Here is a 16,210-nt window from a genome sequence, read left to right on the forward strand (position 1 = left end):
GGAGGTGAGGCCGTGGCCGTCCACGGGCAACGGCCCCACCCATTGGCGACTACGAGGCGATTCTCACCAGGAACCCGTCGTCAAGGCCGTCGAGGAGACGGTTCCTCGCGTAGAACCCGAGGAGCAGACTGCCGGCGGCACCGTTGTCGGCCTTGGCCACCGGCAGGACCGAGAAGTTGAACTTCTTCGCCTCCGAGTCATGGTCAGCCTGCGCGGCGCCCTCGTATGTCGTGGCGAAGGGGTACTCGTCACACTCGCGCGTGCCGCCCCAGGCGTATCCGTCACCCCAGTACCGCTTGCACTGCTTGACGGCCGCCTTTCGGTTGTCGTCCCTGCGGGCCTTCTGCACCAGGCGGTGCAGCGGCGCCTTTGTGTTCTGCCCGGGCACGTTCTTGGCGGACATGTACGGCTTGGTGTCGAGCGGCTTGGTGAAGGCGGTGCGGATGTGCTCGGCCACCGCCTTCTCCTCGGCCCCTTCCTTCGCGCTGTACGTCAGAGTGGGCAGGTAGCTGAAGGTCGCCGCGCCCTTGTGCGTGGGCGTTCCCCCACCCGTCGAGTTGGCGAGATAGATGGCGGCGTCCCAACGCGGTGCGAGAATAAACAGTTTGCCGGTCAGCTCACCGCCCAGCTTCCAGCCGGGCGGCGGCGTGATGGTGACGACCGGTTCGTACACGGAGAACACCTTGTCCGAACTGCTGCTCCCCTGACCCGGTGCCGCGCTGACGGTATGGGTATAGGTCCGCTGCCGCTTGAGTTCGTCGAACGTCCTGGTTCCCGGCGGAGTTCCGCCCTGCGTGTAGCGAACCCCTGAGGGCCAGCTCTGCGGGATCGCGCCCTTCGTTGCGACCTTCATGGCCGACGTCGCGGTCCTGCCGGTGGACTGCATCTCGGTGAAGTAGTAGGTGAACGTGATCTTGCGGCTGTTCAGCGGGATGGTGCCCACCACCCGGACGTTGAACATGCTCTCGCCGACGGGCCGGTTGTTCTGGAGCCAGGTCTGGAGGAACGTCGCGCCGGAGCACACGGCGAACCGGGACTTGATGAAGAACTTCTGCGTGCTGCCGAGTCCGTTGCGGCACTCGTCGTACGTCATCGTGCGGGCGGGCTCGGGATAGGTGGCCATCGGTGCGAACCGGGTGACGGCACCGTGCGTCCGGTCGGGTGCGGGTGCGGGTGCGGGTGCGGGTGCGACGGCGGACGGATCTGTCGCCAGTGGTGCGTATGACGCGGCCGGCCCCACGGTCTCGGCGGCGAGCCTGCCCTTGGACCGCATGTCGTCCGACAGTCGGTGCAGGCTCCCCGCCGCACCGGCGGCGCGTAGCTCGTCGAAGGTCAACGCCGACGCGCCGGACGGGAGTACGTAGGTCTCGACGCGCAGTTCGTCGGGACCGGTGGATGCTGCGGACGGTGCCGCTGCGGGCAGCAGCGCGGCGACGGTGAGCAGCGCGATCGTCCGTCCACGGGCATGGCGGAACCACGGTATTGGCATGGATGTAAACCCCCGGGTCGTGCGGTGTCGGCGCGTTGCCGATCACCGGGTCACCCCCATGTCTATCGAACTGGTGATCGCTCTTGGGTGGTGTGCGTCAGCTTGGCGTGATTCCGGGGTTCTCTGGCCTGTTGCCGGAGAGGCGGTGGCAGAACCCCGCCATGGACCAGGGGGAGGCGGCCACGCGATGAGCTCGGCAGCGAGCGGCGTGACTATCTCGTTGGGGGTGGGTTCGTATGGATGTGAAACGGGTCTGACGTACGACGCTCCGGTGTGCAGACGGGGCAGCGACTCCGTTCAACTGCCGGACGAAAGGCGGCAATCTCTGCCGCTCGTCGATACGGGAGCCCCGGCACGCCACCCGCTCCTGAGGGCGCCGATTGTCGTTCCTCGCTCCACCCCGCGCCTCCAGCGGCATACCACCGGCACTGTCCCCCATGGCGACGCCATGTGCGCTGACACGGCGTTCGATGACCAGCCAAGAGCCATGCAGATATTCGTGGAACTCGTGCAGGAATGCTCAACTTGGCTCTACAGTCGTGGTGTTGACCGAGCGTTGAGGGAAAGGGAGTCCCGTTGTGGACATCAAGCTGGGCAAGGAGGCGGCGGGACAGATCGCGCTCCTGTCGCGTGCGTGGGGGGTGGACGCCGAGCAGGTCGTGTTGCGGCTCCTGAAGCACTTCCAGGAGGGGGCTGAACAAGCTCACGATGCAGGGATCGACGAGCCGCGGGAGGAGGAGCTGGGCGGTCGGATCGGCGTGCACGTGCGCTATGCCGGTCACAGGGTTCCGGGCGCTTACGATGCCGAGTCGGAGAGCGTGGAGATTCTGACCGGGCCCGCCGCGGGACGCTACAAGTCCCCGAGTGGTGCTGCGACCGCGGTGATTCAGGCCTTCAAGCCAGGTGTCGCCCCCCATCGCAACGGCTGGTCCTTCTGGATCGTCGACGCGACCGGCGCCCGATTGCAGTCGCTTCGTGGCTCGTCCGACGGTGCTGCGGAGAACTGAGGAAGAACAGTAAAATGAGCAGAAATCCTCGTGGCCCGCGCATGCGTGGGAACGACGGAACGCAGGGCGGAGAGGACAGGCCTTTAGTCTCGCATCACGCTGCTGTCGTTGTGCTAGTGGCGGCTCTCGTTGCTCTTCTGATGGGCGGTCTCGCTGTCGCGAACGGCGCTGCCTGGCCGACGTTCGTCTCGGTGGCACTCATCGCTTTCGGCTGCACCGTGCCCGCGGCCCATCGTCTCATCGGCGACTGAATCCCGGTTCGCCCGTGGGAAGCGCAAGGGGTTGGTCGCGCCCCCGTTGGCCTGCTCGGGCGACATGCAGGCAGGGGTTCCCATGACGGTGTTGGGCGCGGCCAGGGTGGCGCCGGTCTCGGTGAACACCGCGAGCCCGAAGTCGATGATCTTGGGGCCGTTGGGGCCGTTGGGGCCGAGGAGGAGGTTCGCCGGCTTGAGGTCCCGATGCACGAGCCCTTGCTTGTGTACGGCGGCTAGGGCTTCCGCGAGTGTCGCTCCCAGGGAGGCGACGAGGACGGAGGAGAGTGGGCCATGGGTGGTGATGTGCTTGCGCAGATCGGCTCCGTCCACGTACTCCGTCGCGAGCCAAGGGCGCTCGGCCTCCGGGTCGGCGTCCAGGAACGCGGCGATGCGCGGCCCCCAGATCGTCTTGAGGATCTCGGTCTCCTGTCGAAGCGCAGCCGGGCCTCGGAGTCCACGACGGACGCCTTGATCACCTTCACCGCGGCCGGTTCACCGCCTGGTGACTCGCCGAGATAGACCTGCCCCATGCCGCCGTGCCCGATGCGGCCGAGCAGCTCGAAGCCGCCGAGGTCGGCCGGGTCCTCGGGGCTGAGCGGGGTCGTCTGCAAGAGGGTCCTCGTTCGGCTGATCAGGTAGTGAATGTGCTGGTACACGTTAGTCGACTGCCTTCGGTGACAGACCGGGTACGGGCGAATCGGCAGCAGGACTCCGGCGTGCCGACGCCGGGCCGGGGGGTCGAGGTGTCCCACCCCCTTGTGAGCGGCCCCCGACTGTGGCATATAGGTCTGGACCATTGCCCGTCGTCCGCGGAGGCCCGACCGTGCAACGTCCCCCCACCATCGCCGCGTTGACCTGTGCGGCCGCACTGCTCCTCACAGCCTGCGGCGGCGAGGAGAAGGACACCACCAGTCCGAGCACCCCCTCCGGCGTCAGCGCGCAGGCGGGCAGTGCCACATCCGTCCACGTGATGTGGCAGCACGCCACCGACGACACCGCCGTCACCGGATACGAGGTCTTCCAGAAGGGCACCAAGGTCAAGTCGCTGCCGGCCACCAAGCAGATGGTGGACATCGACCGGCTCGCGCCGAAGACCGCATACAGCTTCACCGTGCGGGCGCGTGATGCCGCCGGGAATCTGTCGAAGGCGAGCGCCGCGATCGCCGTCACCACTCCGGCCCCCACCCCGGAGGACAAGAAGGCGCCCACACGGCCGACCGCATTGAAGGGCAAGGTCGACGGAGGCCGGGCGGTGAGCCTCAGTTGGGGGCAGTCCGCGGACAACATCGAGGTCACCTCGTACGACATCTACCAGGAGGACACCCGTATCCACAGCGTGTCCGGTGCCGAGACGACCGCACAGGTCAGCGGGCTGCGGCCGGGAACGGTCTACACGTTCACCGTGCGCGCCCGTGACGCGGCGGAGAACTCGTCGCCCGACAGCGCGGCCGTCGACCTCACCACCCCCGCCGCGCCCGGCAAGGGCCCGAGCACGGCTCCCACAGGCCTCAGGGCGACGGCCCGCAAGGGCAGCATCGACCTCACCTGGACCCCGCCGGACACCGGCGGGGAGCCCGTGGAGGCCCACGAGTTGTACCTCAACGGGAAACCGGCCACGACGATCGTGTGGGGCACGATGCCGACGGGGCCGACGGCGACGTACACGATGACGGTCACCGACAAGCCGGGCACGCGCTACAGCATCAAGCTGCGGGCGAAGCTGCCGGACGGGAAGTGGGGGGACTTCTCGGCGCAGCGGACGGTCGTGGTGCGGTAGCGCGCCCGAACGGCCCGGTCGACCGGTAGCCGGTTCACGCCGCTGCTCTGGATCCCGGGTGGCGGTCCTCAATCGTTGCTGGCCGGTCTCGACCAGGCGACGCGGCCAAGTTTGTCCGAAATTGAACAACAAATCAACGTCGTGTTGGTGATCCCCGGTGTGTCGCCAGATGGAGGCTGATAAGTAGATATCTCCAGGGGGGACCTGTGCTGGTAGACACCCCTGTGCGCCCCGCTCAGGAGGTAGTCGTCGCATGCCCCAACAGTCTCGATCCGTGTCCGCTGCCACCCCTGATCCCGGCCTCGACCGCTTGAAGGCCGTTCTCGACGGATGGCGCAACTCGCTACTGGACATGGGTGGGCGTAACCGGCTGCTCAACTTCCGCCACACGAAGACCGCGACGCTGGAGATCAGCTCGCCGAGCGCCGGGGCTCTGCTCACGGATCTGGCCAAGGGCTGGGACTTCGCCCCGGTGGCGGACGGCATGGAGGACGCGGCTTTCGTTCCACACGCACGTCCCGGGCTGATCACGCAGAAGACCACCCAGAACACACTGGACAGCGCCCTGTACCAACTGCGCCAGAAGTCCGGCCAGATGTACAACGACTACGGTCTGTGGGTGCTCTGGCTGGGCATCGGCATGCTGGAATGGCGCGAGGAAGGCGCGCACGAGAGCAGCTCGGCGCCCCTCGTCCTTGTGCCGGTCGAGCTGCGCCGTGACAGCCACCGCCGTTACCGCCTGCACCTCGCCGACAACCAGGACCGCACGCACAATCCGGCGCTCGCGGTGAAGCTGGAACGACTTGGAGTCGACTGGGGCCCGGTCACGTCGACGGAAGTCACCGACCTTCCTGCCGTGATCACCGCCGCTCGTTCAGTCGCGGCCGGCCTCAAGGACTGGTCGGTCGACGAGCGAATGGTGCTCGGTCTGTTCGCGTCGCATCGCGAAGCCATGTACCAGGACCTTCAGCAGCACGAGGACCAGATTCTGGCCCACCCGCTGGTTCGCGCTGTTGCCCTCGGCCCGGATGCAGGCCTGCCGGATGACCTGATCGGCTTCGACCCGCCGGAGCTGGACCGCATCGATGACGTACAACTGCCCGAGCAGACCCCCCTGGTACTGGATGCCGACGCCTCACAGCGCCAATGCATCGCGGCCGCCCTCGACAACCGGTCGTTCGTCATGAGCGGACCGCCAGGGACGGGGAAGAGCCAGACCATCACCAACATGATCGCCGCGCTGATGCACGCGGGCCGCAGCGTGTTGTTCGTCAGTGAGAAGGCGGCAGCGCTCGACGTCGTACGCAACCGGTTGCGCGGCGTCGGCCTCGGAGACTTCGTCATGGCCCTGCACAGTGGCGACACCAGCAAGAAGGCAGTCGCCACCGAGCTCGCCCGGGTTCTGACCACCGAAGCACGCGTCACCGGGGCTGCAGAGCACGAATTGGAGCGTGCGCGCAGGCTGCGGGAGGAGCTGTCGGCCTACGCCACTGCCATGAACCAGTCCCGCGAACCGTTGCAGGCCACCCTGCACGATGTTCTCGGCCGTCTGGTTCTGCTGGACCGGGCAGGCACCCCCCACCTCCCGTTCTCTGCCGACAGCGCCAAGACCGTGCGCGGTCTTTCCGCCGGTTCGCTGAAGGAACTTGCCACCGCCTCCCAAGCCATCAGCCGTGCCTGGCGCCCCGCGGCAGAAGGCGAGTCCTTTCCGTGGCGCGGGCTGGTCGGCAGTGACGCGCACAGCGTGGTCTCCGAGGCTGCGGACGCCCTCAGCGGCCTCCGTATGGTCTCCGGGCGCCGCCCGTTCGCGGCCACCCAGGACGAGTCCCGTTCCGTCCGCGAACTCCAGCAGATGGTGCGTACCCTGCGAGCCGGGCTACCGGATGGGACGGTGGGGCCCACGGCTGGCCTTCCGGACGAACCCTCTGCCCAACTCGCCCAACTCGCCGATCTGTTCGGCCTTCCGAAGCCGGACACCGCGGAAGCAGCGTTCGCTCTCTGCGAGCTTGCCGATCTGACGACGGCGGACTGCCGACCACCTCGCGGCTGGTTCGACCACGCCGCACTCACCAGGGCCCGCGCCGCTGCGCAGGAACTGCGACGGGCGCTGGACGCCGAGCGCGCGGCACGCACCGCTGCGGAAGACGTCTTCGGGGAGCAGGTGCTGCAGTCTGCCGAACTTCCAGCGCTGGTAGGTCGTTTCACCGACCAGCACCGCGGGTTGATGGCTCGGTTCTCCGCCCAGTGCAAGGCCGACCGAGCAGCCGTGGCAGCGCTGACCCGCAACGGGATCTGGGAGAAGCCGCTCGTCGGCCGGCTGAACCATGCGCTGGCCTGGCACCACGCTGCCGCCGAAGTCGGTCGCCTCGTCGAAACACACGCAGCCCTGCTCGGCCGCTACACCCCTCGCACGCTCGAAGCCATGATCCACGTGGACAAGGCGCTGGCAACTGCTGAGCGCATCGCGGATCTGAGCCAAGCTGCTGTACGTCAGGATCAGCTCGCCGAGTACCTGGCCGACGACTCTGATCCGGAAGAACGTCTCCCGGTGCTGCTCGCGGACAACGTCCGTCGCTCCCTCGGCACCTGGTGCTCGATCGCGACGAGCCGCGCCGAGCGCTGGTCCCGGTCCGTCACGGCACTGCTCGACCTGTTCGACGCCGCCCGCGGCGGACAGCTGTCCCCGTGCCTGCTCGGCTTCTTCGACCAGGCGCAGCAGGTGATCGACGCCCTGGTTGCGGATCCGCACGGTCCCGACGAGTGGCATGCGTACCGCAACGGCATCGCCGTGCTCGCACGCCACAGCGCCGAAGATCTCGTCGCGAGTGCGGCCGAGCGAGGCGTCGAGCCCCAGCAATTGCCGGACATCGTGGAGCAGGCGGTACTGCGCTCCTGGGCCGATGGCATTCTCGCCACCGACAAGCGACTGTGCAGCACACGCTCCGACGATCTCGATGCCCGGGTGGCGGACTTCAAGGAAGCCGACCGGCGCCTGATCGCGGCAGCCGGTGGCGCGGTGATCGAGGCGTGCAACAAGCGGCGCCCGCGGCGTTTCGGCAGCGGAGGCGGCGCGGTCATCACTCGCGAGGCGGAGAAGAAGACCCGCCACATGCCGGTTCGCGAGCTGCTGGGCCGGACCCGTGAGGTCGTGGAGTCCATCAAACCGTGCTTCATGATGAGCCCGCTGACGGTAAGTCAGCTGCTGCCTGCCGACTACCACTTTGACGTGGTGATCTTCGACGAGGCGTCCCAGGTGCGGCCCAGTGACGCGATCAACTGCATCTACCGCGGCAGCACCCTCGTGGTGGCCGGCGACGAGAAGCAGTTGCCGCCAACCTCTTTCTTCGACTCCGCGGTCGACGACGACTCCGACGAGTATGCCGAGGACGTGCCCGACTCGTTCGAGTCCCTGCTGCACGCCTGCAAGGCCGGCGCGATGCGCGAGCTGCCGCTGCGTTGGCACTACCGCAGCCGCCACGAGAACCTGATCACCTTCAGTAACCGGGAGTTCTACCGGAACTCGATGATCACCTTCCCCGGCGCCCTGGACGAGGGCAACGACGTCGGCGTCGCCTTCCTCAAGGCGGACGGCGTCTACGACAGGGGAGGGCGCCGCGACAACCGCGTGGAGGCCGACTTCGTCGCCGCGCGAGTCATGCACCACTTCGAAACCCGCCCCGGGAAAACCCTCGGTGTCGTCGCGCTCTCCCAGGCTCAGGCGTCCGCCATCGATCAGGCCGTCCAGCAGGCCCGCCTGATGCGCCCCGACCTCGATCACTGTTTCACCGAGGACCGCCTCGACGGCTTCTTCGTCAAGAATCTCGAATCGGTCCAGGGCGACGAGCGTGACGTGATGATCATGTCGGTCGGCTATGGCCCGGACGAACACGGCAAACTGGGGCTGAACTTCGGCCCCATCAACAAGGGCGGCGGCTGGCGCCGTCTGAACGTTGCGGTCACCCGCGCCCGCTACCGCATGGAGGTCGTTGCCTCCTTCCGCGGCACCAGCCTCGCCGACAGCACCAACGAGAGCGTCCAGTACCTCAAGCGCTATCTCGAGTATGCGGAGAACGGGCCGTCCATCCTCGCCCGGGATGTGCTCCAGACCGACGCCGAACCCGACAGTCCCTTCGAGGAGTCCGTCCTTGCGGTCCTCAGCGACTGGGGGTACCAGGTTCAGCCGCAGGTGGGCGTTGCCGGCTATCGCATCGACCTGGGGCTGCGTCACCCCGAGCTGCCCGGCGCGTACGCCCTCGGTATCGAGTGCGACGGCGCGATGTACCACTCCTCCAAGGCGGCCCGCGACCGGGACAGGCTGCGCGAGCAGGTCCTGAACGGCCTCGGCTGGCGGCTGTACCGGATTTGGGGCACGGATTGGTACCGGGGCAGGGCGGCGGCGGAACTGCGGCTGCGGGAGGCGGTGGAGCAGGCCATTGCACAGGGGCCACTCGCGGCGTCCGGGCCCGCTGCCCGGGCCGCTGCGACGCCTGGCGAACTGCCCGAGGCCGGCTCTGCGGACGGAGCTGGTGCCCTGCCCACAGTCCCGGCCCCGCGGGCGGAGGAGCAAGGAGAGGTCGAAATCGCGTACGCCCGTGTGCCGGTCGACATCGAGGTAGAACGCGAGTGGAGTGCCCCGTACCGGACCGCGATGGTGAGTGTCACGTTGAGCTATGAACTCCACACCGTGGAGGCCCGGCCTGCGCTGCGCAAGGCGCTGGCGCAGATCATCGAAGCCGAGGGGCCGGTCCACGAGGACGTGCTGGTTCAGCGCGCACGTGAAGCGTGGGGACTGGGGCGCGCGGGCAACCGGATCCGGGACAACGTACGAGAGGTCGCGCAGGCTCTGGTCCGGTCCGGCCTTGTTGCCTGCGAGGGCTCATTCTTCGATGTAGCAGAGCGAGCGGAGGGGCTGAAAGCCCGTCGACCGGAGGACGGAGAGGTGCCGCGCAAGGTCACGTACATCGCTCCGGCCGAACGACATCTGGCGCTGTGCGAACTCGCCGTCGAGTGTCCTGGAATGTCGGAAGAGGAGTTGATCAAGCAGGCGTGTGACTTCTTCGGCTGGCGCCGCATGGGCAAGGACATTCGTGACTGCTTGGCGGCGGACATCGGGGAGCTGCACCGGCAGCGCAGGCTGGAGGGCGGACCGGAGCGGGTCGGGGCGGTGCGGTGACGCACGGGTCCAGAGCGTGAGCCGGGGCCGGCCGTCGCCCCTACTCGGCACAATGGTGTCGGCCCCGCCCGCCCTCACCAGCCGAAAGGCCCACTCCCGTGAACACCCCAGCTGCCCCGGCCCCCACCCACCGCGTCCAGATCGAGTACTGCACCCAGTGCCGCTGGCTCCCCCGTGCCGCGTGGCTGGCGCAGGAGTTGCTCACCACCTTCGAGGCCGAGCTGGACGAGCTCGCTCTCAAGCCCGGGACCGGTGGGGTGTTCGTCGTGCGGGTCGACGGTGACGTCGTGTGGGACCGGCGCGAGCACGGGTTTCCCGAGCCGACCGCCGTCAAGCGGCTCGTGCGGGACCGCGTGGCGCCCGGGCGGACGCTCGGGCACTCCGACAGGTCGGCGGAGTAGACGGCCGTCCCGGGCCGGACACGACGACGCCCCCGGTGCTGTGCGGTACCGGGGGCGTCGATGCGATACGAGGGTCAGCCGCGGAGCTGCTCGTACGCCGACAGCGTGAGGAAGTCCTCGTAGTCCTCGTCCAGCGCCACCCTCAGCAGCAGGTCGTGCGCCTGCTGCCAGTTGCCGGACTCGAAGGCCTCGTCGCCCAACTCGGAGCGGATCGCGGCCAGTTCCTCCGCCGCGACCTTGCGTGCCAGTTCCGGCGTGGCTCGCTCGCCGTTCTCGAAGACCACGCCCGCGTTGATCCACTGCCAGATCTGCGAGCGGGAGATCTCGGCGGTGGCCGCGTCCTCCATCAGGTTGAAGATGGCGACCGCGCCCAGGCCCCGCAGCCAGGCCTCGATGTAGCGGATGCCGACCTGGACGGCGTTGCGCAGGCCGTCGTACGTCGGCTTGGCGTCGAGGGAGTCGATCGCGATCAGGTCGCCGGGAGCCACCGAGACGTCCTCGCGCAGCCGGTCCTTCTGGTTGGGCTTGGTGCCCAGGACCGCGTCGAAGGAGGCCATCGCGATCGGGACCAGGTCCGGGTGCGCGACCCAGGAGCCGTCGAAGCCGTCGCCCGCCTCGCGGTCCTTGTCGGCCTTGACCTTCTCGAAGGCGACCTTGTTGACCTCGGCGTCACGCCGGGACGGGATGAACGCCGCCATGCCGCCGATGGCGTGCGCGCCGCGCTTGTGGCAGGTGCGGACGAGCAGTTCGGTGTACGCGCGCATGAACGGCGCCGTCATCGTCACCGCATTGCGGTCCGGCAGCACGAACTTCTCGCCGCCGTCCCGGAAGTTCTTGACGATCGAGAAGAGGTAGTCCCAGCGGCCCGCGTTCAACCCCGCGGCGTGGTCACGCAGTTCGTAGAGGATCTCCTCCATCTCGTACGCGGCGGTGATCGTCTCGATCAGGACGGTCGCGCGGACGGTGCCCTGCGGGACGCCGACGTAGTCCTGGGCGAAGACGAAGATGTCGTTCCAGAGGCGGGCCTCCAGGTGCGACTCCGTCTTCGGCAGATAGAAGTACGGACCCTTGCCGAGGTCGATCAGCCGCTTGGCGTTGTGGAAGAAGTAGAGGCCGAAGTCGACCAGCGCGCCGGGGACCGGGCGGCTGTCGAGCTGGAGGTGGCGTTCGTCGAGGTGCCAGCCGCGGGGGCGCATCACGACGGTCGCGAGCTCGCCGGCGGGCTTCAGGGCGTACGACTTCCCGGACTTCGGGTCGGTGAAGTCGATACGGCGCTCGTAGGCGTCGATCAGATTGAGCTGGCCGAGGACCACGTTCTCCCACGTGGGGGCCGAAGCGTCCTCGAAGTCGGCGAGCCATACCTTGGCGCCCGAGTTGAGGGCGTTGATGGTCATCTTGCGGTCGGTCGGACCGGTGATCTCCACGCGGCGGTCGTTCAGTGCCGCGGGTGCCGGGGCGACCTTCCAGGAGTCGTCCGCGCGGATGGCGGCCGTGTCCGGGAGGAAGTCCAGCGTGGAGGTGCGGGCGATCTCGGCGCGGCGTTCGCCGCGGCGGGCGAGCAGTTCGTCACGCCGGGGCGTGAACCGCCGGTGCAGCTCGGCCACGAAGGTGAGTGCCGCGTCCGTGAGGACCTCTTCCTGCCGGGGCAGGGGCTCGGCTTCGACGATGGCCAGCGGGGACGGCGCTGGTGCGGACATGAGCTGTCACTTCCTTCAGCGGGCGATGCCTGACGGCCGCCGGGCGCAGGGGTACGGCACTCGGTGCCGCAAGAGCCGAGATGCGGTCGCGGGCGCTTGTGTGGTGTCGGGCGCTTCTGACCAGTGGATAGTAGTTTCCTCATGGTGGAAGTTCAATGGTTTGTTGATATCGAGATTCTCCGGGTCGACAGACCATGGCTCTGAGTGCCACGCCGTTCACTCAAGGTGTGCCGTCTGCTCAGGGTGTGCCGGTCATTCAAGGCGCGCCAGATCCTCGGTCGTGTCGATGTCGTACGCCTCCGCGATGTCGCCGCACTCGACGAGCTCGATCGCGTCGGCGTGTTCCTTCAGATACGCGCGGGCGCCGCGATCGCCCACCGCGCTCGCCGCGATCGCCTTCCAGCGATCCGCCCCGAACAGCACCGGGTGCCCGCGTTCCCCGTTGTACGAGGCCGCGACGAGCGCGTCCCGGGACCGGTACGCGGCCCGCACCCGTGCCACCGCGGGTGCGCCGATCCCCGGCTGGTCCACCAGGCAGACGAGCGCCGCGTCCGCGGGCGTCGCGGTCAGGGATTCCAGTCCGGTGCGCAGCGACGACCCCATGCCGTCCTGCCAGTCCGCGTTGTCGACGACGACGCAGCCGGACAGATCGGCCTCCTGTCGTACGTGGTCGGCCGCCGCGCCGAGGACCACGTGCACGGTCTCGCAGCCGCCCTCGCGCAGCACCCGTACCGCGTGCTCCACCAGTGGCCGCCCGCGGTGCGACAGCAGTGCCTTCGGGCGGCCGCCGAGACGCCGTCCGCCGCCCGCGGCGAGCAGCAGTCCGGCGACGACGGGTTCGTTCGGTGCATGTGCCATGAGGACTCCTTACCTCAAATATGGGTGAAGCGCTGGGCGTCCGGCACTCCGGCGTCCCCTGCTGAAGTTCGCGGTGGGGCACGCGAGTCGATGAGTGGGTGCGCCCCTCGCACACCTCCGCCGAGGGCCACCCGCAGTCGCAGCATTCCGCAGGCGGGTCCACGCGCAGGCGCCGGTGGCCGTGCCCACGCCGCAGTACGCTGTCCGCCGCAGCGGCACGCGATCGGCGTGCCCACAGGTCACCTCGCGCCCGCCACGGCAATGAAGAAGTCCGGTCGCGATCCGGCCATCGCCCTCGTCGCCACCGTCGTGCTCGGCGCGCTTGTCGGCGGCGGAGTGTTCCTGGCGCTCTCCGGCCGGAACGACGACAAGGAACGCTGCGGCGCGGCGCCACCGACCCTGTACGGCCGACGTCCTGAATTCGGTCCGTGCGGTGGCGCGCACGGACCCGTATGGCGTTAACTGGCCCGCGACCCTGGGTGTCCGGCCGGCGACGGTCGGTCAGAGGCGGCACGACGATGTGCGAGGGGGAGAGCTTTGTTGCGGAGCGTGGGGCAGACGCGGGTGACAGGGAGCGGCGAGGACCCGAGAACGACGGAGCTGCGCGCTGCCGTCGCCCGGCTCCGCCGTGAACTCGCCGGTCATCCGGCGGAGTTCTCCGACCGGGACATCGCCGAGGACGAACTCGCCGTGCTGGCGGCGATGGTCGCGGCCGGCGACCCGGAGATCCCCCGGATGCGGCGGTCGCTGCTGCTGATCGCCGGGGCGATCGGTTCGGTGAGCGCGCTGGCGCCGGCGCTGATGCAGGTACGCAACGCGATGGACCTCTTCGGCGAGGTGCCGCGCTAGCCGGTGCCGGTACCGGTGGAGGTACGGCTCCTGCGCGCCGCCGCGCAGCGCAGGGCAGGTTCGTACGCGGGACGGGCAGGACCCGCACCTGGGCCGTACCCGCCGCCGGCCGGGCGATGTACCCGGCCGGCGGCGGAGTCACTTCACGAGCAGGTGCAGCAGGGTGACGACGGCGATGCCGACGAGGAGTGCCGTACCGGCCGCGGGGTGAAGGAGCGCGATGTACGTCGCGCCGGCACCGGCGAGCATCAGGACGGCGGTACGTGTGTCGAGGCCGTTCATCGGCGGCTCCCCCTGACATCTTCGGAACCCGCTCCGCCGTGGGCGGCGGGGACTCGGTACGTCGGCATGCTGATCTCCGTCTCCGTGCCTTCGGGCTGTCGGCACGGGAAGACTGTGCGGCCGGATCGTACGGTTCGGACTTGTCCGGTGTGTTCTCGCAGGTAAGGTCCGGAAAACGGTGATGTTGTCCCGGGACGGAGTGGACAACCGGGGCAGCCACGCAGGGGGACACGTGACCGCGCGCAATCGGGGAGGCAGGCCCTGGGGGCCGATCCGGGCGGAGAGCCGAGAAGCCGAGGTGCTCGCCCTCTTTCTGCGCGCACAGGTCGACGCCAGCGGCAAGACGCTGACGACGCTTGCCGAACAGGTCCATGTGTCCAAGTCGCAGATCAGTCAGCAACTGGCCGGGAAGGTCCCCGGCCGGCGATTCGTGACCGACCTGATCCGCGCCACGATTCCCGAGCCACGGCTGCGCGAGCGGCGGCTGGACGAGGCCGGGAAACTCCTCCGGGCCGCTCTCAGTCCTTCGCCGGACAGGACGTCTTCCGCCCCCGTGCGTTCACCGGCTCTGGAGCTCGCCGAGGCCCGTGCCCAGCAGGTCGACGTCTACGACCGGCTCACGCGCTCGCTGGAACAGCAGAACCAGCTCAGGGAAGCCGCCGGCAACTCCGCCAAGCTCGTCATGGTCCTGCTGACGATGATCAACAAGTTGGAGGGGCGGATCAGCGACCTGGCCGACGAGCGCGATCGGCTCCGCGCCTCCCACGCCGATCCCACGGTCCTGCGGCAGACACAGCACCGGCTCACCCGCGCCCGGGAGCAGGAGCAGCGGGCCGAACAGGAACTTCAGCGCGCGCAGGAGAAGCAGCGACAGGCGGAGGAGCTCGCCGAGCGGGTTCAGGCCCGCGTCGACGAACTCACCGACCAGCTGGACCGGCTGCGCTCGGGTGCCGCCGACGGAACACCCGACGAAGACCGCCGCGCGGTGCCCCGGCCGGTGCAGGCCCGCGGAGCCGCGGACCCGGTCGGCGACGACATCGAGCAGGCTCTCCGCAGGGCATCCGCCGTCAACGACCAGGACGGCCACGTACTGAGGGACATCGCGCAGGACTTTGCCCAGGACCCCGCCGAGGTTGTCCCGGAAGAGGAGCCGGACAACCCCGCAAGCGGCCATTTCTCCGAGGACAACGTCAAGACCATCTGGCCCGCGATCGTCGCGGCCGGACAGATCAGGGGCGACTACCGGGAAGCGGTCCGGCTGAGCACCCTCCTTGTCGCCGCCTCGAAGAAGACGGGCCGACCGGAGGACCCGCTCACGCTGGCAGTGCGGCACACGCTCGCGCACTGGCGGGGCAAGGCAGGTGACGCTTCCGGCGCGGCGGAGGCCTTCACCGAGCTGCTCTCCGTGCGGAAGCGCGTACTGGGTCCGGAGCACCCCGACACGCTGGCCACCCGGCACAACCTCGCCGGTCTGCGAGGTGAGGCGGGCGACGTGGCCGGCGCGGTCGGGGCTTTCGCCGAGCTGGTCCCGGTGCTCGACCGGGTGATGGGTCCGGAACACCCCGCCACGCTGGCCACCCGGCACAACCTGGCCAACTGGCGCGGGCAGGCGGGGGATGCCGCCGGCGCGGTGAAGGCTTTCGGCGAGCTGCTTCCCGTGGTGGTGCGGGTATTGGGCCCGGAGCACGCGGACACGCTGGCCGTCCGGCACAGCTTCGCTGTCTGGCGAGGTGAGGCGGGCGACGCGGCCGACGCGGTGGAGGCCCTCGCCGAGCTGCTGCCGGTGCATGTCCGGGTGCTCGGCCCGGATCACCCGGAGGTGCTCACCACCCGGCACCTTCTCGGCTGGTGGCGGGGCGAGGTGGGAGATGTGTCCGGCGCTGTCGCGGCCCTGTCCGAGCTGCTTCCGGTACAGGAGCGGGTACTGGGTCCGGAGCATCCGCGCACGCTCGCCACCCGGCACGAGGCCGCCCGCTGGCAGGGTGAGGCCGGCAACGCCGTCGGCGCGGTACGGGCCTTGGCCGAGCTGCTCCAGGTGCGCGAGCGGACGCTGGGGCCGGAACACCCGGTCACTCTGGAGAACCGTCGCCACCTCGTGCGGTACGAAGGCCTGGCAGGTGATGTGGCCGGTGCGGTCGCAGCGTTCGCCGAGCTGCTTCCGGTGCAGGAGCGGGTACTGGGTCCGGAGCATCCGCGGACGCTCGCCACGCGGCACGAGCTCGCCGGTCTGCGGGGTGTGCTCGGTGACATCCCGGGTCAGGTCAAGGCCTGGGCCGAGCTGCTTCCGGTGCAGGAGCGGGTGCTGGGGCCGAAGCACCCGGACACGCTCGCCACCCGGAACAAGCTGCTCCGCCGGCGCCTCCAGGCACCTGGCTGAACTCCGAGGGCGCTGGGCGCTCGGGGCAATGCGTGGGTCAGCGCAA

12 protein-coding genes are annotated in these 16,210 nt (G+C 69.1%); 7 read left to right on the top strand and 5 right to left on the bottom strand.

Annotated elements, in window-relative coordinates; genetic code table 11:
• Nucleotides 1-49: 49 nt before the first annotated feature.
• On the bottom strand, nucleotides 50-1,489 hold the full coding sequence (locus tag OHA05_RS29175) for a NucA/NucB deoxyribonuclease domain-containing protein (protein ID WP_313943308.1): 1,440 nt from the start codon (nucleotides 1,487-1,489) through the stop codon (nucleotides 50-52).
• Between the two features lie 578 nt (nucleotides 1,490-2,067).
• Between OHA05_RS29175 and OHA05_RS29180 the strand changes: the two genes are divergently transcribed.
• Nucleotides 2,068-2,496 carry a hypothetical protein gene (locus OHA05_RS29180; RefSeq protein WP_313943307.1) on the top strand — a complete coding sequence of 143 codons (429 nt, stop codon included), beginning with the start codon at nucleotides 2,068-2,070 and terminating at the stop codon, nucleotides 2,494-2,496.
• Between the two features lie 113 nt (nucleotides 2,497-2,609).
• On the opposite strand, the gene OHA05_RS29185 is transcribed toward OHA05_RS29180, so the two are convergent.
• Nucleotides 2,610-3,167: a protein kinase domain-containing protein gene (locus OHA05_RS29185; protein ID WP_328863474.1), complete on the bottom strand. Its 558-nt coding sequence runs from the start codon at nucleotides 3,165-3,167 to the stop codon at nucleotides 2,610-2,612.
• A gap of 406 nt (nucleotides 3,168-3,573) precedes the next feature.
• On the opposite strand from OHA05_RS29185, the gene OHA05_RS29190 reads away from it, so the two are divergent.
• The 3 genes from OHA05_RS29190 (at nucleotide 3,574) to OHA05_RS29200 (ending at nucleotide 10,101) form a co-directional block, all read left to right on the top strand.
• Nucleotides 3,574-4,527, top strand: a complete 954-nt coding sequence (locus tag OHA05_RS29190; RefSeq protein ID WP_313943306.1) for a fibronectin type III domain-containing protein — start codon at nucleotides 3,574-3,576, stop codon at nucleotides 4,525-4,527.
• Nucleotides 4,528-4,801: 274 nt separating this feature from the next.
• Nucleotides 4,802-9,700, top strand: coding sequence for a DUF3320 domain-containing protein (locus OHA05_RS29195; protein ID WP_328862152.1), 4,899 nt, complete (start codon nucleotides 4,802-4,804; stop codon nucleotides 9,698-9,700).
• Between the two features lie 98 nt (nucleotides 9,701-9,798).
• Nucleotides 9,799-10,101: a SelT/SelW/SelH family protein gene (locus OHA05_RS29200; protein WP_313943304.1), complete on the top strand. Its 303-nt coding sequence runs from the start codon at nucleotides 9,799-9,801 to the stop codon at nucleotides 10,099-10,101.
• A 74-nt stretch (nucleotides 10,102-10,175) separates the two neighbouring features.
• On the opposite strand, the gene aceB is transcribed toward OHA05_RS29200, so the two are convergent.
• Both aceB and OHA05_RS29210 read right to left on the bottom strand, forming a co-directional pair.
• Nucleotides 10,176-11,798: a malate synthase A gene (aceB, locus tag OHA05_RS29205; RefSeq protein ID WP_328862153.1), complete on the bottom strand. Its 1,623-nt coding sequence runs from the start codon at nucleotides 11,796-11,798 to the stop codon at nucleotides 10,176-10,178.
• 252 nt (nucleotides 11,799-12,050) lie between these two features.
• The gene (locus OHA05_RS29210) at nucleotides 12,051-12,656 is read right to left on the bottom strand and encodes a nucleotidyltransferase family protein (RefSeq protein WP_328862154.1); all 606 of its coding nucleotides are present in this window, start codon (nucleotides 12,654-12,656) and stop codon (nucleotides 12,051-12,053) included.
• Between the two features lie 228 nt (nucleotides 12,657-12,884).
• Here OHA05_RS29210 and OHA05_RS29215 point away from each other — a divergent pair, with 228 nt between their 5' ends.
• Together OHA05_RS29215 and OHA05_RS29220 are read left to right on the top strand one after the other, a co-directional pair.
• Nucleotides 12,885-13,118, top strand: a complete 234-nt coding sequence (locus OHA05_RS29215) for a hypothetical protein (protein WP_328862155.1) — start codon at nucleotides 12,885-12,887, stop codon at nucleotides 13,116-13,118.
• A 75-nt stretch (nucleotides 13,119-13,193) separates the two neighbouring features.
• Complete coding sequence (locus OHA05_RS29220) at nucleotides 13,194-13,505, top strand: DUF5955 family protein (protein WP_313943301.1); 312 nt, start codon at nucleotides 13,194-13,196, stop codon at nucleotides 13,503-13,505.
• 138 nt (nucleotides 13,506-13,643) lie between these two features.
• On the opposite strand, the gene OHA05_RS29225 is transcribed toward OHA05_RS29220, so the two are convergent.
• A complete protein-coding gene (locus OHA05_RS29225) occupies nucleotides 13,644-13,787 on the bottom strand; it encodes a hypothetical protein (RefSeq protein ID WP_313943300.1) in 144 nt (47 codons plus the stop codon).
• Nucleotides 13,788-14,019: 232 nt separating this feature from the next.
• Between OHA05_RS29225 and OHA05_RS29230 the strand changes: the two genes are divergently transcribed.
• Nucleotides 14,020-16,164, top strand: coding sequence for a tetratricopeptide repeat protein (locus OHA05_RS29230; protein WP_328862156.1), 2,145 nt, complete (start codon nucleotides 14,020-14,022; stop codon nucleotides 16,162-16,164).
• Nucleotides 16,165-16,210 lie beyond the last annotated feature (46 nt).

It is taken from the genome of Streptomyces sp. NBC_00306 (genome assembly GCF_036169555.1).
Classification (GTDB): domain Bacteria; phylum Actinomycetota; class Actinomycetes; order Streptomycetales; family Streptomycetaceae; genus Streptomyces; species Streptomyces achmelvichensis.